Source organism: Senimuribacter intestinalis, assembly GCF_943192965.1.
Lineage (GTDB): Bacteria > Bacillota > Clostridia > Peptostreptococcales > Anaerovoracaceae > Senimuribacter > Senimuribacter intestinalis.
This window is the reverse complement of the sequence record NZ_CALPCF010000014.1, coordinates 1-22,991: the sequence shown is the minus strand read 5'-3', so window position 1 is coordinate 22,991 and position 22,991 is coordinate 1. Positions and strand designations below refer to the sequence as shown.

Here is a 22,991-nt window from a genome sequence, read left to right as displayed (position 1 = left end):
CCTAAAGTAAATCTGTAATGTCTATGACATTTCCGACAGTTGTTGACTTGTCGTCCGGTGTAATGCTGTAATACGCTTCGACCATGTCTTTGTACTCCTGATCCGGCAGACCGTTTATCTGGAATCCGCTTCCCTGCTTTCTTGCTCGTTCTCTGGCCTCCGACTCACATTTCTTACAAAAGTCTTCCAGTTTCTTATCGTCTGCCAACAGCTTGTCCGCAACTTTGTCCTTGGTGCAGATTGATGTCAAATGCTCCTCGATAAAAATTGCAAAGTTGTTATTGATTTCCATCGCTTCTGCCGTAATCTTGGCAATGGCTTCATCTGTTTTCTTGCTCATTTCTTCCTCCTAATTTCAACATGTACACGATCTGCTGCAGTTCGCCGTAGGTCATACGCTTCTCTTTTGCCAGCTGGTTCTTTTCAGCTAGTGTTAATTCATTCCACATCTTGCAGGCGGTTTCAACTGCTACTTGGTAGTCCCATAGGAAGCGCTGTGCATTCTCAATGGAAATCCGGATCGCGCCGGTGGTCGTTACAACGGCAATCTCTCTCGGCGAAGCGGCATAGCATCTGCTCCTGCCGCTTTGTATGACTTCACAGCCGGCTTCTTCTGCGGCTTTTTTAAATTCCTTTAAATTGATTTTTTGATTCAGATTCATTGCTTTTTCCTCCGTTTTGTGGTAAATTAGGAGTAGGTATTGCAGTACCTACTCAACGGCTTGACTCGCTTTTGCGGGTCTTTTCTTTTTGCTTACGTAACATGTTTTGTTCCCGCAAGGCCAGTGTCCACGTTTATAGCATTTTACGTGCAGTGGGCACGCTGGACATTCTCTGATTCTTTTCCATAGTCTTTTCATTGTCTCCTCCTATTCGCAGCCGGCACCGTAAAGGAGCAGCCACAAGGTAATGATTGGTGATGCGGTAATCAGCAATGTGCACACCGCATATATGTAGGCTGCTGCGTCATATTTCAGTGCCAGCCTTTTTAATTTCTTCATCTCGTTTTCTCTCCCATTCTCTCTTCTGTCTCCGAAGCCAGCTTGTTTCTCGCTCGATTTTCTCAGCTATCCAAGGCCTATCACTTTGGTAAAAATGCTCAACTTGACGTTCTTTAACCGCAATCTGTCTGCTGAGTTTTTCGATTTCACCGCGGTAATCCGGTTTCGGATTGTAGATATGGTATCTGCAATGAAGCCCCATCGGTGATGGGTCATAATACGCACACTCCATGCAGCACCTGGTGCAGACCGGCTTTCCTCCAAATTGTGGACACTGCCGGGCTGCATGATAATCAAGATTTCCACATTTTGGACATGGTATCATTTTGGTGTCAACTCCTCTATGTAATTTCTGCCGATGAGCTGCATCCAGCTTTCCAACGCATCATTTGCACTAACGCACTCATCAATCTGCTCATCGATGTAAAGTTGTTCGTATGTTTCACGCCACTTCTGATTCTCTGCTTTCGCCCAAGGCGTAATGTTTTCCTGCAGTTCCCGGTGTTTCTCCGGGCAAAGGTCCACCTGAAAACCATGCGCAATGCTGATTTGCCGGTTAGGTCTTCCCGGGAATACTTCATGGCGCTCAGCGTAAGGTCTGCCGGTGTAAAAGCAGACTCTGTCGGCTTTGTCTTTCCAGCCGTTGTACTTTTTCTTCTCTCTTTTCGCACGGTCCATTTGTTCTACTGCATATAGGTAGTATTTTTCGTCTATCATGCTTCTGCTATCTCCTCTCTGGTCGCGGTTCGCTTAACCTTGAACTTCTCTCCGGTACTCCAAATCGTTACTTTGGAGCTCCCAAAATCAAAGATGGCTTTATCTAGATTGTCGCTTATGACTTCACTGGCTGCGCGCTTAAGCAATTTAACCTGCTCTTCTGACAGCTGAGATAATGTTTTGTCCTCATTTCCCCTCGAGATAAGATTGATGTTCGCCATCAATCTTGCTTTGACTTCTTCCAGCTTCGCGCCGCCGCAGGAGCATTCATTGCTGACTCTCTCATCTGCCGCGTCTTGACTTTCTTCCATAATCGGCTTTATTTCTCCGCAGTACTTGCATGTTCCCTGGTATGTATCCATCAGTAAACCTCCTTTGCTATCTGTTTCAAATTTGCCCCGTTGCTATTTGCCGTTACCAACAGCCGGCGGGTTGTTCCATTTGTGTAAATGATATCGATATATTCGTCGTAGAAATCTCCGCTATCGTCGTGGACTTCCAGATGATAGGCTAAGCTGTCCACCATGCTGCGCTTGTCCATGGATAAAAGGGTTTCTATGCCTCTGACAAATCGGGACTTTTCTTCAATCATTTGTGCTGTTTCTACTTGCATATTTTCTCCTTTCGCAGCGCCGAAGCTTGTCCAATTTTCTTACGGCGCTGGCGGTGTGATTTTCTTGGCATAGCTTCAGTTCCTTTTTCTGTTGTTAATTTCTCTCTTCACTTCATCGGACAGACTATCCCAGCACCGGCTCATTATCTCGCTAAGTGAATCAGATATCTTTAGCTCGTTAAAATATGTAACGTCTCCCGAGTCGTGAATGACTTTGTACTTGTATCCTTCTAAGTCTGAGACAGTTCTGACCATGGTTTCCCTCCTTTCTTTATCGTATGAGCAAAGAACTTTGTCCTATGCTTCAGAGTACTACCTTGCTCGTGTATTTACCGCAGACATTATCTTGACTCTACGATTGTGATACTAGACCACTTTGATGTCATATCTCGTTTAATACGACTTTTGCCATAAACAGTGTTGCAATCGCTTTGGATTTTGTGATATAATTTCTAACGAATAAGCGCAACTCCTTATTCAGCAAATATACCAATGGCGGCGGAAAGTGTGTAAATATATTTCTGCCGCCAAAACTCTTTCAGGCTCATACGAAATCGACAACTTTAGGAAATCCACCACTCTCATCTCTTCCTTTTTGCGTCAATATGTACCTCATTTAATTCATACAGCTTTACGGTTTGTCCTATGCGCTTTACTTTTAATCCGGTCAACCTTCATCTCCAAGCTTAACTGTAATCCCCAATAACTTTAATGCCTTATCCATCATGTTAATTGATATCCCTCGTTCGCCCCTAAACCAGTAATGTACTAGTCTCGTTGAGCACCCAAGTTTTTTAGCAAAATCACACTTTGATATTTCTCTTTCTTTCAGGCAGGTTTCTATTTTTAATAAAATTTCCTTTTCTTTTTCCATATTCACTTGACCTCTCTTCCAAATCTCTTTATACTATATATAGTGAACATGATGTTCTAGCGTTCTATACTTAGTCATAAAGGAGAAAAAATAATGAATAACAGTTGCTTTGTAATCATGCCGATCGGTGATCAGACAATTAATGGTGCTACCGTCACGGCTGCAGATTTAAAGAAGAAATATGATTTTATCATCAAGGAAGCTGTTCAAAAAGCTGCTCCTGATTTATCTGTTATTCGCGCCGACGAAGAGTTAAATCCAAGCTCAATAAGCAATGATATCTTTCTTAAGTTAATGCATTCTACATATGTCATTGCTGATATAACCTACCCTAATCCGAATGTGTTTTATGAACTTGGAATCAGGCATGCTATAAGCCCTCGCACAATTTTAATTCGAGAAAAAAGTGCGCAAAGTATCCCTTTCGATATATCACATTTAAGATATATTGAATACACTCAAGATCCCGACGGGATGCACAATCTAGCGGAACAATTAAAGCTACGTTTCGATTTTTATGCAAAAAATCCCGATAAGCCTGATAATCAATTTCTTGAGTTGTGTTCTTTTACCAGCTTTACCCCATCCGTATACGAGCACTCAGCGCCAACAAACCAAGAAGCTCTTGGTGATCTTCTTATGCTCTTAATTAATAATCCAAATTTGTTTGCAACAATAACTGATGAATCATTATCTGAAGGAGAACAACAGTTAAAATTCATTCAAGAGCTAGGTAAAGATCCTGATGCTTCAAAGAAATTAATTTCGATATTGGTAAGTTCCGGAATGCTCAAATAGTTTATATGACTTGATTCCTTAACATTTTCAAAAGTTTAGAAATTCCCAACAGCACCTCTCCCTGCAGCATCATTTTCTGGATTTGAATGATGCTGTTATCCGTTTTAAGCCACAGAAGTACCTCTTTTCCTTCTTTTGTCTTCTCCAGCTCGGCTACCATATCAGTAATAATATCTTCCATAGCGTTTCACCTCCCTCCTCAAATTCTCTTTCGTTTTGCTTGTCCGATTCTCCGCTTTGTTTTATAATGGATACACAGACTATCGCCGGTATTTTCGTCGGAGGGGCTATTACCATTGGTGTACAATTATTAACAGGTTAATTGCCAGTAAAGAGACCGTTATCGTATTTCCAAGGGCTGACCAAGCAAATGTCCTTAAAGTCTTGGTAATTAAATGTACCTGCTTTTCTATGTGCATATTACTTTTTTTAAGCCGCCTGATTTCTTTCTCAATATCCATTCCTTCACCTCCCTCTTCAAATTACTTCTTACGTTTAGTTTTCATTGCTTTTTCCCATTTTCCAACTTATAATGTACTTACAAGTCGTTATTGCAACCGAACACAAAGAAAATGATACTATTATGAAAATGGATCCCGAATTGCACGAAGCAATCATGAACGCTACCAAAAGCGATGCCGCCAAAATAATCGAATACTTAGAAGCTGAAAAGCGTAAAAGCCGAGTTAAAAACATTGTCATGTTTGTGAGTACTGTAATTGCTGCTATCGCATCAGTTGCGGCCTTTATTCTTCAAATTCTTTAGATTCTGACGTCTTTGTCAGCAAGATTGCACTTCTTGCTATCACACTGAGGTAGTACAAAACTCCCGCTCGGTAATCTCTTTTTCGTCCGGATTGGTAAAATTTCTCCGGCGGGAGTATATATACTTCTTCCGGCTTTATCTTGTCTTTCATCGTTTTCACCTCCCTCTTTAAAAATTCCTTTTTATCCTGCGTCTTTTATTTTTGTAAAAACTTTTTCCGGTCCGCCTTTCTCCCTTATGCTTGTTCGCAATTTATTGCTATGATATAATTTCCTTATCAATACCAAGGAGATTATTATGGCATCCATCAAAGATCAGGAAAAACTTCTCAATTCTCTCATTCATCAGAATGACCTTGAAATATCTGATGAAACATTAGAATATCTTCGCAATCCTACTACGCCAGAAGGGGCAAAGCTGGATGCGCTTATCGACTTAATGTCTAATACGATGCGTTCCCTAGAGGAAACAAACAAGCGACTTGATGTCCAACATCAAGAACACATCGAAAATCAACAAAAAGCCGAAGTTTGGCATGAAGAAGATTTAAAGCGCTACGAGAATGACTCTGCACGATTAAAATCCGAATCACGCAAATCTTGGCTTAATATCGTACTTGTAGCCGCAACTCTTGCTGCAACTATTTACACAATTATCCATTAAGCAATTTTGTGATGATTTCGTCTCCCACGTGTATCAAAAGCGCTATGCTAAGCACGTTAATGCAAATCCTTAGTAGGTGATTTGATTTCGTCAAGTCGTCTACTTTCATTTTGATTTGCCTGATTTCTTTCTCAATATCCATTCCTTCACCCCCTTCTCAAATTCTCTTTCATTTTACTTGTCCGATTCCCCGCCTTGTTTTATAATGGATACACAGACCATTGCCGTGGTCGAGTAGTTAAGAAAGGAGAATGCAAATGGCAAAATATGATTCTTTTGTTTATACAGGTCAATGCCCATATTTAAAGTCGCCTCAAAGTATTCGTGTCGAAACATCTGAGATTCATATCCTTGGTAATCTCAGCCCCGGCTACAAAAAGGTGGGATATTTCTGCGACTACTCAGAAGATTGTCCACACCTTGATGAATACGGCAGATGCCCTGTATTTATCTCGGCTCCCAACGAACCACGCTAAATTCTAAATCTGATGGTTTTGTATTGCCGACTTTTGAAATCCAATCTCCGCCGCAGTCTAACCAGTACTTGCAGTCTGAGCATGGTTCTCCAAAGTCGGCTATTTTTCTATCCATAGCTTGTCTATGAAAACTTTCTAAATGGTTCCACAGGCAGTACATAGATTTTTCCGGTATGTTCAATTTGCTTTCACCTCCCTCTTCAAATCGTTTTTGTCTATGCAAGTATAGTCGACTATACTTTTTGTTCAAATTTTTTTGTGCAAATCAACTCACTCACTTGGCAATTTAACGCCTGTGCGATTCTGTTCAAATTTCCTACCATCAGATCCTCTTGAGTTCCACTTTCAATTCTTGAAATCGTTACTCTAGAAATCCCCGACTTCTTTGCTAACTCATTCTGAGTCAATCCTCGTAGTTCTCTAATTTTCTTTAGATTATATTCCATTAGTACTCTCCTCTCTTGTGTCTTAGCCTTAAGTATAGTCAACTATATTTTATTTGTCAAGTCGTTTTTACTTTTTCTTGACATTTTTGTCGTAATGATGTATAGTTAACTTTACAAAGATGGAGGTGCAATATGACCTTAGGGGATATTATAAAAAATTACAGAAATGAAAATTCAGCAACCATGGAATATGTCGCATCACTATGCGGCATTACAAAAGGCTACGTTGCTATGCTTGAGAAAAATGTTAATTCTAAAACAGGTAGACCCGTAAAGCCTACCATTGAAACGATTTTAAAAGTATGCGCTGGACTAAAGCTTGATGTAGATGAGGTGTTCAAAGTTCTTGATGATGATTATGTCATCACACTATCCAGTAAATCGATGGATTCATCTGATTTAACTGACTCTGAGAAACAGCTTATTATCAACTATCGTGTACTTAATCAAGAGGGCAAAGAAAAAATTGTTGACTACCTTGATGACCTTGTTGCCAGCGGACGATATGCTTAATTTTTTTAAGAAAGGATTATACTATGGCTCTATTTAAGAAAAACAAAACTGAAAACATTATGGAAAAATATGAACATACTCAAACAGCCGAAGTAAAGGAATCACCAGTCGTTAAAGAACATAATGGCCTAGGTATTTTTTCTGGAAAAGGTTTAAAAGATGAATTGAAACAAAAACTGAACAGCTTGAGCAGCTAAAGAGTAAAGCTGAAGCCATGGAAAAACTTCTTTCTCCCGAAATGAAAGATATTCTTAAGCTTCAGGATATCTTCGCACAATGTGAAGACAAAATAAATCATGCTGATGCTGACTTATCCGAATTAAGAGATCAAATTGAAAATAATCGTCTTGAACTCGAAAAACAAAATCGTCAAATATTAGTTAACGAAGAAACGATTGAGTTGGAAACATTCGCCCTTTACCGCCCAACCTATTCTTTTACACATAGTGATGAGTATAAAGAGAAACTCACCCTCATCCGTTCACGTCAAAAAGAAATAATTAAAAACGGGACTGCCGCTTTCGGTTCGCAAACATGGACAGTAAATAATAGCGCTTCAAAAGGTCGAAAGCTTGTAAAAGATATGCAAAAGCTTTGTCTCAGATCTTTTAATAATGAATGTGATGCTGCCGTTGAAAAGGTTCGTTTTAATAATTATGAAAAATGCGAGCAAAGGATTATGAAATCTGCAGATGCGATTGAAAAGCTGGGACAAATGATGGGAGTGAGTATCACTCCTGGATACATCTCATTAAAAAAACAGGAGCTTCAACTCGCTTTAGAATATCAAATAAAAAAGCAAGCCGAAAAAGAAGAACTCAAAGAATTACGTGCACAACAACGTGAAGAAGCTCGTGTTGCCAAAGAAATTGAAGAGCAGCGAAAAAAAGCTTTAAAAGAAAAGCTTCACTATGAAAATGCACTCAAGCAATTAAAAGACCAAATTACGGCTTGTCACTCCGAAGATGAAAAAAATGCTCTTGAATCAAAGTTAGAGACTCTTTCAAGTCATCTTTCAGATATTGAGAAGAATATGATTGAATTGGATTACCGTGAAGCTAATCAAAGAGCCGGTTACGTTTACGTTATTTCCAATATCGGGGCTTTTGGTGAAAACGTTTACAAAATAGGCATGACAAGGCGGCTTGAACCTACTGAGCGTGTTGATGAACTAGGAGACGCATCCGTCCCGTATAATTTCGACATACATGCCATGATTTTTTCCGATGATGCTCCTGCATTAGAAGCTGCTTTACATAGAGCCTTTGAGGATAGGAAGCTTAATATGGTGAATACAAGGCGTGAATTTTTTAAAGTCACTCTTGATGAGATAAAAGCAGTTGTTAAAGAACACCACGATAAAACTGTCGAATTTATCGATGTTCCATCTGCCGAACAATATAGAGAGTCTCTTCGAATCCGTGAATCAATGCGCAAATAATGCTAACCAAAGAAGATTTTCAACACATAAAACTGCAAAAGAGGATTAAGCAATGAATGAAGAAAATCCTGATCAGCCCATAAACGAAGCTGGTCAACCGCTATAACAAAATCAAAACGCACCTACGGCAACCTGTAACAATTCTTGGAAAAGTTGTCGAGTTGAGGTCGAAATTTAAAAAAAGTATTATGAAAATTGGAGGAATATTATGGGCAATTTTTTCTTTTTTGATAATGAAAAAATGGATAAAAAGATAGAGCAAAGTAAGATTTTACTTTATGCAACAGACGAAAGCAATGTACACGTTTCTGTTGCCTTTTATGAAGAAACCTTTTGGCTTACTCAAAAAGCTATGGCAGAACTATTTTCAGTAGACGTCTCAACAATTAATGAGCATTTAAAAAATATCTTTGCTAGTGATGAACTAGATCAAGATTCAACTATTGGGAATTTCCCAATAGTTCAAAAGGAAGGAAATAGAACGGTTCATCGCACTTTAGCATTCTACAATCTAGATGCAATTATAGCTGTTGGTTATCGTGTCAACTCAAAGGCCGCCACACAATTCAGAAAATGGGCAACATCAACCTTAAAAGAATATATCATCAAAGGGTTTGTTCTAAATGATGAAATGCTAAAAAATGGAAAACCATTTGGCAAGGATTACTTCGATGAGTTGTTGGAAAGAATTAAAGAAATTCGTGCCAGCGAGAGACGGTTTTATCAAAAAATCACTGATATCTATGCCCAGTGTAGCTGCGATTATGATCCTCACAGTGAGATAACCCGAACGTTTTTTAAGACAGTGCAAAATAAGTTGATTTTTGCTATTACAGGTGAAACCGCTCCTGAATTGATCAGTCATAGAGCAAACTCAGCAAAGGATCATATGGGGTTAACCACTTGGAAGAATTCACCTGATGGGAAGATTTTGAAATCAGATGTTACAATATCTAAAAATTATTTATATACTGAGGAAGCTTCCGGACTTAATGATATCGTCAGCATGTACCTTGATTATGCAGAAAATCAAGCTAAGCGACAAAAACTAATGACAATGAAGGATTGGGTAGGTAAGCTTGACAGTTTTTTGGAATTTAATGAATATGATATTTTAACCAACGCCGGTAAAGTTTCCAGGAAGGTTGCCGATGATTTAGCGCATAAGGAATTTGAGAAATTTAGAATAAAACAAGATAAAGATTACATTTCAGATTTTGATCGTGCAACACAAAAACTACTCAAATAAGTCTTTCTTACCATTTGCAGGAAACGCTATTTGGCGTCTCTAAACTCATTATTTAGGAGCATTTTTATACGCCCCCTGCTGCAACAAAGGAGCCCCCACATGAAACCAATGGAACTATGGAACACATACATGTACCTGCGCAAGTCCAGGAAAGACGAGCAGCACCTCGATGAACCCATCGAAGTGACTCTTGCCCGTCACCACGACACCCTGAACAGGCTGGCAAAGGCGAAAAGCCTGAACGTTGTCAAGGTCTATAAAGAAGTGCAGACCGGCGACAGCATCGCAGTCAGACCCATGATGCTGGAGCTGCTTGCCGATATCGAAGAAAGCCTTGTCGATGCGGTTCTTGTCATGGACATCGACAGACTTGGTCGCGGCGACCTGCAGGATCAGGGCTATATCCTGAACCTCTTCAAGAGGAAGCAGGTTCGCATCATCACGCCTGACAAAACCTATGACCTTTCCGATGAGACAGACGAAGACATGTTCGACTTCAAGGCATTTTTCGCCCGAAAAGAGCTTGTCACCATCAAGCGCCGTTTTGCCCGCGGAAAACAGGCAAGTCTCAACGCCGGCAATTATATCGGCACTAATGCCCCGTTCGGGTACCGCAAGGAAAACAAAACCCTTTACATTGTGGAAGAGGAAGCCAAAATCATAAAGCTGATGTTTGACCTCTACGTAAACAAGGGATACGGAGATACCCGCATTGCCCGGTACCTAAAAGACCTCGGCATAAAAAACCATAATGGCGCAGATTGGCAGCGCACCACCATCCGCAGGATTCTCAACAATCCTATTTACATCGGAAAAGTCGCATGGAATAAGCGGGATTTCACCTATAAAGACGGGCGCCGCGTTGGCAGCACGCTGAAATCCATCGAAGACTGGAATATTTACGAGGGCAAACACGAAGGCATCATTGACGAAGAAACATTCTGGAAGGCGCAGGACCTTGCCAAAGAGCGCATCGTACCGCACATCTATTCTCGGAATCTGAGCAATCCCCTTTCCTATCTTATCAAGTGCAGCGCCTGCGGTCGCACCATGAGTCAGCGCTCTTCCACCAAGAAAAAGCCTACCCTGCGTTGTTCTCAAAGCTGTGGAGGTGTAATGTCCACTTACATAGATATCGTCGAAGAGCGGCTCATTTCGCAGGTCAGAGACATACTCGAAGGTCTGCAGTGGAAGTACCGCGACATTGATCCAGCAGCTGAACTGGAAGAAGAGATTGCCCTTACCTCGCAGGCCATCGAAAACGCCAGGAAAGAAATTAAAAAGCTGATGGAAAAGCGCCAACGTCAGTATGACTTACTGGAAGAAGGAACTTACACCTCGGAGGATTTTCTGCAGCGTGGAAAAGTAATTGCCGCTGCCACTGAAAAAGAGTACGCCCTCATCGAGGAAGCCGAAGAAAAAATAAAGGTACTGGAAGAGAAAAAACTACATTCCGAAAACACACTGCCGAGAATCACCTCCGCAATGGAATTTATCGACCACGTTTATGAAAATCTGGATCCGCAGCACAAAAATGAGTTTTTATGCGGTCTCATCGACTACGTTGTGTACGATAAGCCAAAAGGCTCTAATCCGCTAGATTTCAAGCTTGAGATACATCTCAAGTTATAAAAAATGCCCGTGGTGGTAAACTAGAGCGCATATAGGTATGCGCGCTGTCGCAACAGTGATTATGAATCGCGCTACAATAGATTACGGTGAGTTTGCCCGCGTTAGCAATGGCGGCGACATTCGCGCCATCATTTTACAGCAGGGGCAGTTTGTATGTCTGCGCGAGTCTATAGGCGGCACTTACAACAGGCAAAATATTTATAATATGACCCCGACACAAGAGCATTATGATATTGTAGACTGGGCAATGGGCGGCGGCAGGCTGCCCGGTGTGGATGGTTCTCTATTCTTTCACAACCCTTACAGCCCAACCTGTCCCACCTATTTCCCTACAAATGTGGGCGTGATTCATAACCGAATCGGTGATCACTGTTTTTATCTTCCAACTTCCTATTATGCCAATACTTAATGACAACCGAATCAAAAATCGACATTCCTATGTTATAAAAATTTAAAGCGAGGTAATTTATATGGCAACATTATGTAATGCAAAAAGCGGATGCGGTAACGTGTCCCTGCAGCCAAAACCAATAGATAACCATGATATCAATTTTATTCCCGCACCAATTATTACTTACCCTCAAATGACAAATTGCACCAATCACCCATACACACCGCAGCAAATGCCCGGCACTTCAAATTCTCCTACCTTTCCTGGGATTGTCGCTTCAACCGTGCCAATGCCAGGTACACAAGCAGTAAATCAGAGTGGTGCAGAAACGCAGGCACCTTCCATTATTCCTGCTGCCGAAGGATCTTTCGAAACCATTCCAGGTCAGCCGGATCCTCCGGCGCTTTTCACAAATGCTAACGCAGATACTGGAAGAGTTACTTCGTCTTCCGCAACGGGCAGCACGCAAACACCAAGCAGCAGTAGTGTTCCTCCAAGTATTCTTCCTGAAGCCCCGCAGTTTCAAGTACCTAATAATCCCCTCCTTCCGCCAGGCTATCAGGAGACAATCGATTATGAAAATCTTCAGTACTTAAACGGTTTCCTCAGAACACAGATTGGAAAGTATATGCGTGTTGAGCAGCTGGTAGGTTCCAGCAACGTTGAAGACCGATACGGTTACCTTATCGGCGTCGGCGTCAACTACATTCTGCTGCAGGAAATCGGCACAGGTAACGTCAGTGCAATCGACTACTATAATATTAAATATGTCTATATTTATTACGCAACCCCTCAACTGCCTTATTTCAGATAAATAACTCTGTACCCCGCAGATGGAAAGTTCCAAAAGACTTTCCATCTGCTTTTTTCATTAAAATATGCGAGGATAAAACCAGCAGAATCTGTCTAATTTTCCTCAAACTTGTACATGAAATTTTTAGCAAGAATATTGCATTTTTCTTCCATAAGGGGTATAATTTTTATGAAAAAAATCAATTAAGAATATGAAAGGACACAATAATGAGAAAATCAAAATTAATCAGTCTCACTCTGGCACTGGCTTTGGTTTTATCCACAGTATTTGCCGGAACAGAGAGCGTATTTGCGGATACTGTAACGCTTCCTGAAGGAAACATTACATTACAGGGAGCTCCTTTCCAGGATGCCGCTAAGTTCAAAGCTGCAGACGACACAACAGAGTTAACTCCGGTTGTTGCACAGAATTTAAACACTGTTGCAGACAAAGACCTGAATATGTATACCACCACGGAATATACAAGTCAGGCAATTTATTATGCGGTAGAAATTCCAAAAGCAGGAAACTTTATCTTTGATATTTTATCTGTCGGCGATACTAATGTCTATCTGTACGAAGACCTTAATGACTCATATATCGACGCACGCCGCATTGCTGCTGCTGAGACAACAGACGACGTTCAGACTTTCTCCGTGCAGGTAAAGAAAGCTGGTACTTACTACTTAGTATTCGAGGCTGCTTACGGTAGTGCACAGAGCGCTTTCACTGTAACTTATGCACCAGCAAAAACAACCACCAGCAGCTCAACACTAAAATCCAACAAAGACTTCTATGCCTCCGTATCAGGAAGCGGTTATCGCTACTATAAAGTTACTACCGTAGGAAATAGAAAATTAACAATTTCTTTCCCTTGGGGCGATGGAACCAATTCAAAATATAAAGTGAAAATCATGGATTCCAAAAAGAAAAAGACCCTGAGTGGCGTTACAACTGTAAGCTCCTCTATCGATTATACTACTTTTGGCGCTGTTCCAAAGGGAACCTACTATGTAGCTGTTTCTACCGCTACTGATTCTTGCTACAGCATTAAGGTAAAACAGACAAAGGTGACCGAAAACAGCGGAAGCAGCAAATCAAAAGCAAAAAGCATTTCTAAAGGCGGAAAGAAAAAAGGTCTGGTTACCGCAACCCAGTCTAAGACTTCTGCTGACTGGTACAAGATTAAAGTCAACAGCAATCAGGCAGTAAACTTAGATGTTTATACAGAAACCGGCGGTTCTGGCGGAATCAAGATTACCGTTTACAGCGGTTCCAAGTCTATGGGATCTTCCGAGTTTTATAACGGAAGCAGTCCAGATTCCTATTCAGGCAGATTAGAGCTTTATACTACAATCAATGGCGTTCATATGGGATATCTGCAAAAAGGAACCTACTACATCAAGGTTACCAAATACGGTTCTGGTAATGGTTATTACGAAATTCAGTGGAAATAATCCTAAATTAAAAAACAGTATGCCAAAAGGGCTCCAAGTGGAGCCCTTTTCTAATAGGTAATGTTTAGTTTCCGCAGTTGCAGAAAATGATTACTAACAGTAAGAAGAAGAACAATAAGCTAGTATCGATTCCACCTTCGTTGTTGAATAATCCACAATTGTTTGACATAATATTTCACCTGCTTCTTTCATAGATTTTACTTTACAGTATGATGAAACCGGTGTATTTGTTCCTGTCTATGTCAAAGATTTTTTCTCTTTTCTATCGCTTCACATCGCCGCCAGACAGGATATCGTCATAAACAGCGCGGCTACCGCCGATAAATTTTGGACGGGTTCTAGCGCATACCACATGCGCCTCTCCGATTTTCTTTACAGAAATGCGAACTGGCACCGCCACACGCGCGAGCTGCATACCGATTAACGTATCTCCAATATCCATACCTGCGTCCGCTTTGATTTCCTCCACAGCTACAGGATTCTTTGCGTTTTCATAAACTGCCATAGCAAAGGAGCCGCCTGCATGGGTCTGTGGTACTACATTAGCAATCTCTGTACCGGGAAGAAGAGCTTCCCTCTCCACAATAACAGCACGATTCAGGTGTTCACAGCACTGTGCCGCCAGAAAGATTCCTCTTTCCGCCAGAATCGGATAAACGCCGTCATAGACCGCTTTCGCCGCATTGAAGTCCGAACCCTTCCCAATCCGCTCTCCCTTAATTTCACTAGAAGAGCAGCCAATAATAAAGATATCGCCTTTCTGCAGCTTTGCAGCTTCTAAAAGCTCCTTCACCGCACTTGCTGCCTGCTCTCTGATTTCTTCATAAGACATTTATATCACTTCCTTAAATGAATTTGCATGTTCACATGTCGCTTCTGTTATACATTCCAGCTGGCAAGATACTTTTCCTGCTCTTCTGTCAGTGTATCAATTTCAATATCCCAAGCTGCAAGCTTTCTTCTTGCAACAACATCGTCAATTTCAGTGCTGACATCGACAACACCTTTTCCCAGCTCACTGTAATGCTCCTTGATGTACATGGCAGAAAGGGCTTGCACTGCAAAACTCATATCCATGATTTCCGCAGGGTGTCCGTCAGCTGCCGCAATGTTGACCAGACGACCTTCCCCAATAACATTGACCCATTTTCCATTTGGGAGCCTGTATCCCATAATATTCTTACGGGTTTCCTTCTTCTCTAACGCTGCTGCTTCAAGGCCTTTCATATCTACTTCGCAGTCAAAATGACCTGCATTAGTCAAAATGGCTCTGTCTTTCATGGTGAGCATATGATCCACAGTAATCGTCTTGCAGCAGCCTGTCGCCGATACAAAGATATCGCCGTAAGGCGCAGCCTTTTCCATAGTCATCACGTCAAAACCATCCATCTTGGCTTCAATGGCTTTTACAGGATTTACTTCCGTAACGATCACCTTTGCGCCCAGAGCATTTGCGCGCATTGCAATGCCTCTACTGCACCAGCCGTAGCCGACTACTACCACAGTCTTTGCTGCTACAATCAGGTTGGTGTTTCTCATGATACTGTCCCAAACGGACTGTCCAGTACCGTAACGATTATCAAACAAATGCTTGCAGTCTGCGTCGTTTACTGCAACCATAGGGAATTTCAAAATACCTTCTTTTTCCATAGCCTTTAAGCGAATGACGCCGGTAGTCGTTTCCTCACAGCCGCCCCAGACTTCTTCTGCTAAATCAGGACGCTTTGTATGCAACATGCCGACTAAATCACCGCCATCATCGATGATAATGTTTGCCTTGTGTTCAAGGCACATTTCAATATGTTTGTCATATTCTTCCGGTGTTGCACCGTGGTATGCAAATACCTTCATGCCGCTGTCTGCAAGGGCTGCTGCCACGTCATCCTGCGTAGAAAGCACATTGCTGCCTGTTACAGACATTTCCGCGCCGCCTGCCGCCAAAACCTTGCAAAGGTATGCAGTCTTCGCCTCCAAATGCACAGAAAGAGAAATTTTGATTCCCTCAAAAGGCTTCGTTTTTGAAAACTCCTCTTCCATTCCGCGAAGAAGCGGCATATTGTTTCTGACCCATTCTATTTTCTGATGCCCTGAGGGCGCCAGTGAAATATCTCTGATATCGTAATTCTCCATGATTCTAATTCCTTTTCTTATATGTATTTATACTGCTTCCAGCGGCGAAGCAAAGCTGTACGCAATACAGACATGTCCCATCAGTGTTTCCGCCGGCTCTCCGTCCACAGTGAAGCGCACTCTGCTCACCTCTTCAAATGAGCCTGTCAAAGTGGCTACAATCTGTGCAATTAAAAGCCTTTCCTCCAGCTCCGTTCCAACCAGATTCCGACTGGAAAAATCAACAGTGACTTCGCCTTCTACTTCCTTAATGTAGTTTATCTTGTACTGATTCTTAAAAGCTGTACCCGCCTGCATATCTGCAGAAATTTTCTTTTCCTGCAGGCACTTCAGCGCTTTTCCGTAAAGCTCCGTTCTACCGCCGCTTGAAACTTCATCAGTCCGTTCCAGTAAGATTTCCTCTATGCTACCTGTTTGCAGCGCATTCATATTCAGCAGCACAACCTTTACTCTTACTTTGTTTCCAAATCCGGTACATGCCATAAATAATGAGATGATTGCAAGAATCACCAGTAATTTAAAATAAATATGCTTCATCGGTGATTCCTTTATTCTACAGTAACACTCTTTGCCAAATTTCTCGGCTTATCAATATCCTCACCTTTTTCCCTTGCCACATAGTAAGCAAACAGCTGTAGTGGAATCACAGACAGAAGCGGTGAAACTTCGTCAGCACAAGGTGGAATGTAAATAACTTCATTACTCTGCTTTTCAATCTGCGCCTTGCCCTCTTTTGCAATAGAAACCACATGTGCAAGCCGCGCTTTTACCTCTACAATGTTGGAAAACATCTTCTCAAAGAGCGCATCCTGTGTTGCCAATGCAATAACAATGGTCTCAGGCTCCATCAACGCAATCGTTCCATGTTTCAGCTCCCCTGCCGCAATAGCAAAGGAATTGATATATGAAATTTCTTTCAGCTTCAGAGATCCCTCATACGCTACCGCTGAATCCATACCTCTTCCAATAAAGAATACCTGCGTTCTATTATAAAGTACCTTGGCAAGCTTTTCTATCTCTGCAGATTTTTCGATAATCCGCTCCACCTTTTCCGGTGCTGCCATAAGTTCAGCCAGCATTGCCTGATAGTATTCTTCCGTAATAGTTCCCTTCAAGTCCCCCATATAAAGGGCAATGAGATACATGCAAACCATCTGGGTGGTGTATGCTTTAGTAGACGCCACTGCGATTTCCGGCCCTGCCCAAGTGTAGAATACATCGTCGGATTCTCTTGCTACCGAGCTTCCCACTACGTTAACTACGGATAAAATCCTGGCACCTTTGCTCTTGGCTTCACGCAGCGCTGCCAGCGTATCCAGAGTCTCTCCCGACTGGCTGATTGCAATAAACAAAGTATTCTCATCCACAAATGGATCTCTATATCTAAATTCCGATGCAACATCTACCTCTACCGGAATTCTTGCCATCTTCTCTATGGCGTACTTGCCCACAAGACCAGCATGATATGCTGTTCCACAGGCAACAATATAAATCTTGTTAAATTTCTTCAGGTCTTCCAGCGTCAAAGAAATACCGTCTAACTTCACTCTGCCGTTTTCATCAAGACGCCTGGTTAAAGTTTCTCTGATCGCTTTCGGCTGCTCATGAATTTCTTTTAGCATAAAGTGCTCATATCCGTCTTTTTCAGCATCCTCAAGGCTCCAAGTCACTTGCAGCACATCTCTCTTAACTGGCTTTTTGTCCTGATTCAAAATCTGAATCTGCTCCGGTGTGCAGATTACCATCTCGTTATTTTCAATCAGATATATTTTATTCAAATATTTTAACAGCGCCGGAATATCTGAAGCGATGAAGTTACAGCCTTTTCCCAGACCTGCAATCAGCGGCGCATCTTTTCTGTATGCCACGATTTTGCCTGGTTCATCCTTTGACATCGCTACGATGGCATAGGCACCCCTCATCAGCTTTACCGCCTCGAAGACGGCATCCTCCAGGGTTGTCTTCTTTAGAACGCCCAAAAGATGTGCAATAACTTCTGAATCCGTCTCAGTCCGAAAAGTAATGCCGTGCTCCTTGGTGAGCCACTCCTTTAATTCCACATAGTTTTCTACGATTCCATTATGCACAATGGCGATAGAACTATCGCCATTTATATGCGGATGTGCATTGGCGTCAGAGGGAACGCCATGGGTTGCCCATCTTGTATGTCCGATTCCCGTTGTTCCATAAAGGTTCTCACCGGCAATGTCTTTTTCCAGATTAGCAATCTTGCCCTCTTTCTTTCTGACGATTAGTTCACCGCCACTGTGCAGGGCAATTCCCGCAGAGTCATATCCTCTATATTCTAACTTTTTAAGTCCATCAATGATAATGTCTCTGGCGTTATCAGCCCCGACATATCCTACAATTCCACACATAAGTTATACCTCTCTTATCTCTCAATTCCTTTTTTCTAGCTGAATTTCCTGCTAATTAAATCTGCCAGCTCTGTTGCCAGCTGATGAATTCTCTCTATATCACTGCCCTCAATCATCACGCGAACCAGCGGTTCTGTGCCGGATGGTCTGATGAGAACTCGACCACTTCCTTCCATCTCTTTTTCAATAGCAGAAATAGCCTGCTGCACCTCTTTATCGGTTAGATAGGCTTTTTTATTTTCATTGCTTACCCTCGCATTTTCAAGAACCTGTGGGAAAATTTCAATCTCAGCGGAAAGCTCCGAAGGCCTTTTTCCTGACGATGCTACCGCCTTTACAAACTGAAGGGAGGAAAGGGTTCCATCCCCCGTCGTGGTGTAATTCAGGAAAATAATATGACCGGACTGTTCTCCACCCAGAATGCAACCAGTTTCCTGCATAGATTCCAGCACGTATCTATCACCTACACCAGTCACTTCTACCTCTGCACCCACAACATCCTTGATATATTTATGGAAGCCGATATTGCTCATTACCGTTGCAGTGACCTTATTCTCAGCAAGCTGACCTGCTTCTTTTAGCATTTTAGCACAAATGCAGATGGTCTTGTCTCCGTCAATGACCATACCCTTTTCGTCTACAACGATAAGTCTGTCTGCATCTCCATCATAAGCAAGACCAATATCAGCATGCTCTGATACCACTGCCTGCTGCAATTTTTCAGGATGAGTTGAGCCAATTTTATCGTTGATGTTAAGGCCGTCAGGCTCACACCCGATAGTAATTACCTCTGCACCCAAAGCGCGATAAACTGCTGGTGCTGTTTTAAATGCTGCACCATTGGCGCAATCCAACACCACCTTCATGCCTTCCAGCCTGATATCGATGGTTGACAGAAGAAACTTGCAGTAAAGCTCCGCCGCATCATCACCTGCATCCAGACATCTTCCCAGTTCATCACCAGTTTTATGGCTATTGGTGTCGATTCCTCTGATAATAATATCTTCTATTTTTTCTTCTATGGCATCGTCCAGCTTAAAACCCTCGCTGTTGAAAAATTTAATTCCGTTATATTCAAAAGGGTTATGCGAAGCAGAGATGACAATCCCAGCGTCCGCATGATAATATTTTACCAGATATGCAACTGCCGGCGTAGGAATTACGCCAACTTTAATCACATTTCCGCCGACAGCCAAAATACCAGCAGTCAAAGCATTTTCCAGCATATCACCGGAAATTCTTGTATCTTTACCGATTACAATAACTGGTCTTTTGCTTTCTTTGCGCAGAACATGAGCGCCTGCTTTTCCCAAATTAAACGCCAGCTCCGGCGTCAGTTCTGAATTGGCGATGCCTCTGACACCGTCCGTTCCAAATAATCTTCCCATAAATAGCCTCTATTCCTTTTGCTCAATTTCAACGTGTACTTTTTTCGGAATCACTTCAATTTTAGTACAATCTTTTTGACACACGACTTCCAGACTCACCTGATGACTACCTTCTTGTTTATCCTTCAGTTCCACTTGCAGTATAATATCTTCCTTTTCTATAGCTGCAAGTTGTTCCTCTTTACCTGTCAGAACAACAACCAGACGATCAATTCCCGAGATTTCCGCCTGTAAATCCGCTGCCAAATTCTGCATATCAATTTCATCGCTGTTAAAAGTAAAAGTCCTAGTGCTAAGGGCTTCCACCTTAATCTCTGCAATCATAGATTCTGCTGACCTTCCGGAAACCTGTACATCTGCAGGAAGTACTGGCACAATCTTCACCGTAGTATCCTCTGTAACATCGGTCAAATCAATAGCCTCAGCAGTAACAAATTCAATGGATTCAAGGACGCTGCTTTTTCCCTTGATCGTAATAGTCTTCGGAGCAGAAACGGATTTTTCCAATGTGCCGTCGGATAGATCCACAACTGGCACCTTTAGCGGTACGGTCTTCGCCATTCCAAGCTCCGCTGTCACCTGTACAGACCCTGCAGAAAGTTTGACTCTCTCTATCATTTCGCCTCTTTTATCTACAGGTTCCAATTTGCAGGCAATGGTCTTCAACCTATCTGTTACTTCTCCTTCTTTTACCAAGGCACTAGCATGATCTACCTGTTCTACCAGTGACTGTGCACCAGTTACCGTAACCTTGCTGCGGCTCAATTCTACTGTAATCGGTTCCTGATCCGTACTGAAAACTCCCTCATACTGCGGCAGAATGTCAATTTCCTTTGAGACTTTGTTTTCAACTGTAACAGTGACTTTATTTAAACTTTTATCTTCAATTTCCACATTATCCGGCACTCTGATATTGACCCGTAACTGATTCTCACCTTTCGCTGCCTCCTCTAAGCTGACAGAAGCAGTAATATCACCAGGGCGCAGTCTGCTTACGTTGGCTCTTGTGCCCGTCACCGTCACGTTCAAAGTCTCAGCGCTGATGTCTAAAATTGCCAGCTCGTTTTCATCCAGCGATTCTTCCCCCAGAAACTGAATTGGGACATCCCTGTAAGTCTTGGTGTCGGTCGGGTTGGTTTCCCCAATAACATATGCCCAAATTCCAATCGCTATGAGCACAGAGAGGACGATATTGAACTTTTTGTTATCTAGCATCTTTCTTCCTCCCCAGTTTGCCTATAATCTTTTTCAGCTTGTCGCCGCGATCTCCTTCCTTGTTTAAATATAAATTTAAAAGAGTTTTTTCAACAGTCTTAGTATCTAAAAATCTCGTCAGCTTTCCATCCACTGCCATAGAAATAACGCCCGTTTCCTCACTCACAATGATGGAAATCGCATCAGAATGTTCGGTAATTCCAATACCAGCTCTATGTCTGGTTCCCAGACTTTTATTTAAATTTTTATTTTCTGTCAAAGGCAGAACACATCCTGCAGCATAAATCCTGTCTGCACGGATAATGACAGCTCCATCATGGAGCGGCGCACCCTCATAGAATATATTGCCCAAAAGCTGTGCAGAAATATCCGCATTGACTTCAGTTCCGGTCTCAGCGATATCTACAAGAGCTGTTTCTCTTTCCAAAATAATGAGCGCACCAGTCTTTGTCGCAGAAAAAGAGTTCACTGCCTTGACGAATTCGTCGGTAATATCCTTTGCCTTTTCTTTGTCCAACTGACCGAATGGCGCTTTCACAATCTTACTTCTGCCTACATACTCAAGGCCCCTGCGCAATTCAGGCTGAAATACTACAACCAGAGCAATAATACCCATGGTCAGTGTCCCCCTTAAAATCCAATTAAGCGCATACAAGTCCAGCACATCTGAAAGGAAAAAAGCGGCAATTAATACAAGCAGTCCTTTCACCAGCTGCTGCGCTCTGGTATCTCTGATAAAACTAATGACTTTGTAGACGATAAAGGCCACGATGAGAATGTCCAAAATATCGTTAATTCCAATACTGGAAATGATGTTGTTGAAAAAATTTTCCATATGCCTTCCCCTTATATATAGCTTATATAATTCTACCGTATCTAACTAAAAAATTCAAGGGAATTGGCACAAAAACCATGGTAAACTCATGAAATCTTAACAAAGTTTTCTATTCAAAAAGGACCGCCCAAACGGACAGTCCTAAAACATTTCCTTTATTAGTAAGTTGTCTCCAGCACACCATAGTTTCCATCTTTTCTGATGTAGACCACATTGACGCTGTCTGTTTCCATATCAAGGAAGACGAAGAAATTATGCTGCAGCATTTCCATCTCCAAAATCGCTTCCTCCACTGACATCGGCGAGAGCTCAAACTTCTTGGTTTTCACAACCTTTACTTCTTCCACTTCTTCCGGAAGTTCTGGCAGACTCTCAAATCTTACGGATTTGTTGTCGTTATAACGCTTCTGCAGCTTGCCTTTAAATCTTGCCATCTGGCTGGACAGCTTATCTACAACCTTATCAATTGCCTCATAGATATCATCCGAAACGTCTTCGCTTCTGAATACTGCCCCTTTGGCGTTGATAGTTGCCTCTATCTTGTCCTTGCCTCTCTCCTGAGATAATACCACTTTTACAGTAATGTCATCGGAGAAATATTTCCCAAGCTTATCAAATTTCCTCTCCAGTGTGTCCTGTAAATGCTTGTAAGTGTTAAAATTCTTACCTGTGATGTTTACCTTCATGTGATGACCTCCTTAGCCACTCCTCTGAGTCCGGCCTTTCAGCAGAAACGCCGAAAGCAAAGGTGATTTTCTTTAAAATCATTATAACATACTTTTCTGAAAAATCATATATCTTTTTTGTGCCAAGTCCGACTTTTTTCCTGAAATTATTCCTAGGTCGATGAGGCTACCTATGCAGCTGCCGCCGCTGTCCCTTTTTCTACGCTTCGCTATGCTTTCCACCCTTTGGGCGAAAAGCATAGAAAAACGGCAACGTTCGCTTTGCTCTCTCCTCCGTTCTCTTCGTTCACTTCGCTGTCCCTTTTTCTACGCTTCGCTATACTTTCCGCCCTTCGGGCGAAAAGCATAGAAAAACGGCAACGTTCACTTTGCTCTCTCCTCCGTTCTCTTCGTTTACTTCGCTGTCCCTTTTTCTACGCTTCGCTATACTTTCCGCCCTTTGGGCGAAAAGTATAGAAAAACGGCAACGTTCGCTTTGCTCTCTCCTCCGTTCTCTTCGTTCACTTCGCTGTCCCTTTTTCTACGCTTC

Annotated in this window: 33 protein-coding genes; 12 read left to right on the top strand and 21 right to left on the bottom strand. The window is 42.1% G+C overall.

Annotation, left to right across the window (positions count from 1 at the left end):
* Nucleotide 1 precedes the first annotated feature (1 nt).
* The 8 genes from NFR88_RS11775 to NFR88_RS11745 all read right to left on the bottom strand — a co-directional run bounded on the left by NFR88_RS11775 (nt 2) and on the right by NFR88_RS11745 (nt 3,205).
* Nucleotides 2-340, bottom strand: a complete 339-nt coding sequence (locus NFR88_RS11775; protein WP_251616177.1) for a hypothetical protein — start codon at nt 338-340, stop codon at nt 2-4.
* Entirely contained in the window at nt 321-662 is a 342-nt protein-coding gene (locus NFR88_RS11770; RefSeq protein WP_251616176.1) for a hypothetical protein, read from the bottom strand. Before NFR88_RS11770 ends, NFR88_RS11775 begins: the two co-directional genes overlap by 20 nt.
* A gap of 207 nt (nt 663-869) precedes the next feature.
* On the bottom strand, nt 870-1,001 hold the full coding sequence (locus NFR88_RS15100) for a hypothetical protein (protein ID WP_285813805.1): 132 nt from the start codon (nt 999-1,001) through the stop codon (nt 870-872).
* Nucleotides 967-1,326, bottom strand: coding sequence for a hypothetical protein (locus NFR88_RS11765; protein WP_251616175.1), 360 nt, complete (start codon nt 1,324-1,326; stop codon nt 967-969). The genes NFR88_RS15100 and NFR88_RS11765 overlap by 35 nt, the downstream gene beginning before the upstream one ends.
* Nucleotides 1,323-1,718, bottom strand: coding sequence for a hypothetical protein (locus tag NFR88_RS11760; RefSeq protein WP_251616173.1), 396 nt, complete (start codon nt 1,716-1,718; stop codon nt 1,323-1,325). The genes NFR88_RS11765 and NFR88_RS11760 overlap by 4 nt, the downstream gene beginning before the upstream one ends.
* Nucleotides 1,715-2,080 (bottom strand): hypothetical protein, encoded by a 366-nt coding sequence (locus tag NFR88_RS11755; RefSeq protein ID WP_251616172.1) that lies wholly within the window; start codon nt 2,078-2,080, stop codon nt 1,715-1,717. Before NFR88_RS11755 ends, NFR88_RS11760 begins: the two co-directional genes overlap by 4 nt.
* Entirely contained in the window at nt 2,080-2,331 is a 252-nt protein-coding gene (locus NFR88_RS11750; protein ID WP_251616170.1) for a hypothetical protein, read from the bottom strand. Before NFR88_RS11750 ends, NFR88_RS11755 begins: the two co-directional genes overlap by 1 nt.
* 667 nt (nt 2,332-2,998) lie before the next feature.
* Nucleotides 2,999-3,205, bottom strand: a complete 207-nt coding sequence (locus tag NFR88_RS11745; RefSeq protein WP_251616169.1) for a helix-turn-helix domain-containing protein — start codon at nt 3,203-3,205, stop codon at nt 2,999-3,001.
* Nucleotides 3,206-3,298: 93 nt separating this feature from the next.
* On the opposite strand from NFR88_RS11745, the gene NFR88_RS11740 reads away from it, so the two are divergent.
* Nucleotides 3,299-4,003 carry a hypothetical protein gene (locus NFR88_RS11740; RefSeq protein WP_251616167.1) on the top strand — a complete coding sequence of 235 codons (705 nt, stop codon included), beginning with the start codon at nt 3,299-3,301 and terminating at the stop codon, nt 4,001-4,003.
* Between the two features lies 1 nt (nt 4,004).
* Here the strand turns inward: NFR88_RS11740 and NFR88_RS11735 are convergent, their stop codons facing one another.
* Together NFR88_RS11735 and NFR88_RS11730 are read right to left on the bottom strand one after the other, a co-directional pair.
* Nucleotides 4,005-4,184, bottom strand: coding sequence for a hypothetical protein (locus tag NFR88_RS11735; protein WP_251616165.1), 180 nt, complete (start codon nt 4,182-4,184; stop codon nt 4,005-4,007).
* 109 nt (nt 4,185-4,293) lie between these two features.
* Nucleotides 4,294-4,464 (bottom strand): hypothetical protein, encoded by a 171-nt coding sequence (locus NFR88_RS11730; RefSeq protein ID WP_251616164.1) that lies wholly within the window; start codon nt 4,462-4,464, stop codon nt 4,294-4,296.
* 155 nt (nt 4,465-4,619) lie between these two features.
* Here NFR88_RS11730 and NFR88_RS11725 point away from each other — a divergent pair, with 155 nt between their 5' ends.
* A complete protein-coding gene (locus tag NFR88_RS11725) occupies nt 4,620-4,769 on the top strand; it encodes a hypothetical protein (RefSeq protein WP_251616163.1) in 150 nt (49 codons plus the stop codon).
* On the opposite strand, the gene NFR88_RS11720 is transcribed toward NFR88_RS11725, so the two are convergent.
* Nucleotides 4,750-4,920, bottom strand: coding sequence for a hypothetical protein (locus NFR88_RS11720; RefSeq protein ID WP_161908941.1), 171 nt, complete (start codon nt 4,918-4,920; stop codon nt 4,750-4,752). The two genes, NFR88_RS11725 and NFR88_RS11720, sit on opposite strands and share 20 nt — an antisense overlap.
* A 146-nt stretch (nt 4,921-5,066) precedes the next feature.
* Between NFR88_RS11720 and NFR88_RS11715 the strand changes: the two genes are divergently transcribed.
* On the top strand, nt 5,067-5,432 hold the full coding sequence (locus tag NFR88_RS11715; protein ID WP_160202431.1) for a hypothetical protein: 366 nt from the start codon (nt 5,067-5,069) through the stop codon (nt 5,430-5,432).
* On the opposite strand, the gene NFR88_RS11710 is transcribed toward NFR88_RS11715, so the two are convergent.
* The gene (locus NFR88_RS11710) at nt 5,422-5,574 is read right to left on the bottom strand and encodes a hypothetical protein (RefSeq protein ID WP_160202430.1); all 153 of its coding nucleotides are present in this window, start codon (nt 5,572-5,574) and stop codon (nt 5,422-5,424) included. The two genes, NFR88_RS11715 and NFR88_RS11710, sit on opposite strands and share 11 nt — an antisense overlap.
* Before the next feature lie 115 nt (nt 5,575-5,689).
* Between NFR88_RS11710 and NFR88_RS11705 the strand changes: the two genes are divergently transcribed.
* On the top strand, nt 5,690-5,908 hold the full coding sequence (locus NFR88_RS11705) for a hypothetical protein (protein WP_160202429.1): 219 nt from the start codon (nt 5,690-5,692) through the stop codon (nt 5,906-5,908).
* A 233-nt stretch (nt 5,909-6,141) separates the two neighbouring features.
* On the opposite strand, the gene NFR88_RS11700 is transcribed toward NFR88_RS11705, so the two are convergent.
* Nucleotides 6,142-6,396 (bottom strand): helix-turn-helix domain-containing protein, encoded by a 255-nt coding sequence (locus NFR88_RS11700; protein WP_285813878.1) that lies wholly within the window; start codon nt 6,394-6,396, stop codon nt 6,142-6,144.
* Nucleotides 6,397-6,486: 90 nt separating this feature from the next.
* Between NFR88_RS11700 and NFR88_RS11695 the strand changes: the two genes are divergently transcribed.
* The 8 genes from NFR88_RS11695 to NFR88_RS11660 all read left to right on the top strand — a co-directional run bounded on the left by NFR88_RS11695 (nt 6,487) and on the right by NFR88_RS11660 (nt 13,830).
* The gene (locus tag NFR88_RS11695) at nt 6,487-6,867 is read left to right on the top strand and encodes a helix-turn-helix transcriptional regulator (RefSeq protein ID WP_251616161.1); all 381 of its coding nucleotides are present in this window, start codon (nt 6,487-6,489) and stop codon (nt 6,865-6,867) included.
* Between the two features lie 59 nt (nt 6,868-6,926).
* Nucleotides 6,927-7,064 carry a hypothetical protein gene (locus NFR88_RS11690; RefSeq protein WP_251616160.1) on the top strand — a complete coding sequence of 46 codons (138 nt, stop codon included), beginning with the start codon at nt 6,927-6,929 and terminating at the stop codon, nt 7,062-7,064.
* 17 nt (nt 7,065-7,081) lie between these two features.
* Nucleotides 7,082-8,308 (top strand): SNIPE associated domain-containing protein, encoded by a 1,227-nt coding sequence (locus tag NFR88_RS11685; RefSeq protein WP_251616159.1) that lies wholly within the window; start codon nt 7,082-7,084, stop codon nt 8,306-8,308.
* A 208-nt stretch (nt 8,309-8,516) separates the two neighbouring features.
* Entirely contained in the window at nt 8,517-9,557 is a 1,041-nt protein-coding gene (locus NFR88_RS11680) for a virulence RhuM family protein (RefSeq protein ID WP_251616156.1), read from the top strand.
* A gap of 99 nt (nt 9,558-9,656) precedes the next feature.
* A complete protein-coding gene (locus tag NFR88_RS11675) occupies nt 9,657-11,189 on the top strand; it encodes a recombinase family protein (RefSeq protein WP_251616155.1) in 1,533 nt (510 codons plus the stop codon).
* 37 nt (nt 11,190-11,226) lie between these two features.
* Entirely contained in the window at nt 11,227-11,598 is a 372-nt protein-coding gene (locus NFR88_RS11670; protein ID WP_160202423.1) for a cell wall hydrolase, read from the top strand.
* A gap of 61 nt (nt 11,599-11,659) precedes the next feature.
* Nucleotides 11,660-12,394 carry a hypothetical protein gene (locus NFR88_RS11665; RefSeq protein WP_251616153.1) on the top strand — a complete coding sequence of 245 codons (735 nt, stop codon included), beginning with the start codon at nt 11,660-11,662 and terminating at the stop codon, nt 12,392-12,394.
* Nucleotides 12,395-12,600: 206 nt separating this feature from the next.
* Nucleotides 12,601-13,830, top strand: coding sequence for a hypothetical protein (locus NFR88_RS11660; protein WP_251616151.1), 1,230 nt, complete (start codon nt 12,601-12,603; stop codon nt 13,828-13,830).
* 262 nt (nt 13,831-14,092) lie between these two features.
* On the opposite strand, the gene NFR88_RS11655 is transcribed toward NFR88_RS11660, so the two are convergent.
* From NFR88_RS11655 to hpf, 8 genes are all read right to left on the bottom strand, one after another.
* Nucleotides 14,093-14,662, bottom strand: coding sequence for a TIGR01440 family protein (locus NFR88_RS11655; RefSeq protein ID WP_160202420.1), 570 nt, complete (start codon nt 14,660-14,662; stop codon nt 14,093-14,095).
* A 47-nt stretch (nt 14,663-14,709) separates the two neighbouring features.
* Nucleotides 14,710-15,960: an adenosylhomocysteinase gene (locus NFR88_RS11650; protein ID WP_160202419.1), complete on the bottom strand. Its 1,251-nt coding sequence runs from the start codon at nt 15,958-15,960 to the stop codon at nt 14,710-14,712.
* Between the two features lie 27 nt (nt 15,961-15,987).
* A complete protein-coding gene (locus tag NFR88_RS11645; protein ID WP_160202418.1) occupies nt 15,988-16,497 on the bottom strand; it encodes a GerMN domain-containing protein in 510 nt (169 codons plus the stop codon).
* Between the two features lie 11 nt (nt 16,498-16,508).
* The gene (gene glmS / locus NFR88_RS11640; protein ID WP_251616149.1) at nt 16,509-18,338 is read right to left on the bottom strand and encodes a glutamine--fructose-6-phosphate transaminase (isomerizing); all 1,830 of its coding nucleotides are present in this window, start codon (nt 18,336-18,338) and stop codon (nt 16,509-16,511) included.
* 35 nt (nt 18,339-18,373) lie between these two features.
* Complete coding sequence (glmM, locus tag NFR88_RS11635; protein WP_251616147.1) at nt 18,374-19,726, bottom strand: phosphoglucosamine mutase; 1,353 nt, start codon at nt 19,724-19,726, stop codon at nt 18,374-18,376.
* Between the two features lie 9 nt (nt 19,727-19,735).
* On the bottom strand, nt 19,736-20,941 hold the full coding sequence (locus NFR88_RS11630; protein WP_161908934.1) for a CdaR family protein: 1,206 nt from the start codon (nt 20,939-20,941) through the stop codon (nt 19,736-19,738).
* Nucleotides 20,931-21,776, bottom strand: a complete 846-nt coding sequence (gene cdaA, locus NFR88_RS11625; protein ID WP_160202414.1) for a diadenylate cyclase CdaA — start codon at nt 21,774-21,776, stop codon at nt 20,931-20,933. The genes NFR88_RS11630 and cdaA overlap by 11 nt, the downstream gene beginning before the upstream one ends.
* A 158-nt stretch (nt 21,777-21,934) precedes the next feature.
* Nucleotides 21,935-22,462 (bottom strand): ribosome hibernation-promoting factor, HPF/YfiA family, encoded by a 528-nt coding sequence (gene hpf, locus NFR88_RS11620; protein ID WP_160202413.1) that lies wholly within the window; start codon nt 22,460-22,462, stop codon nt 21,935-21,937.
* Between the last annotated feature and the right edge of the window lie 529 nt (nt 22,463-22,991).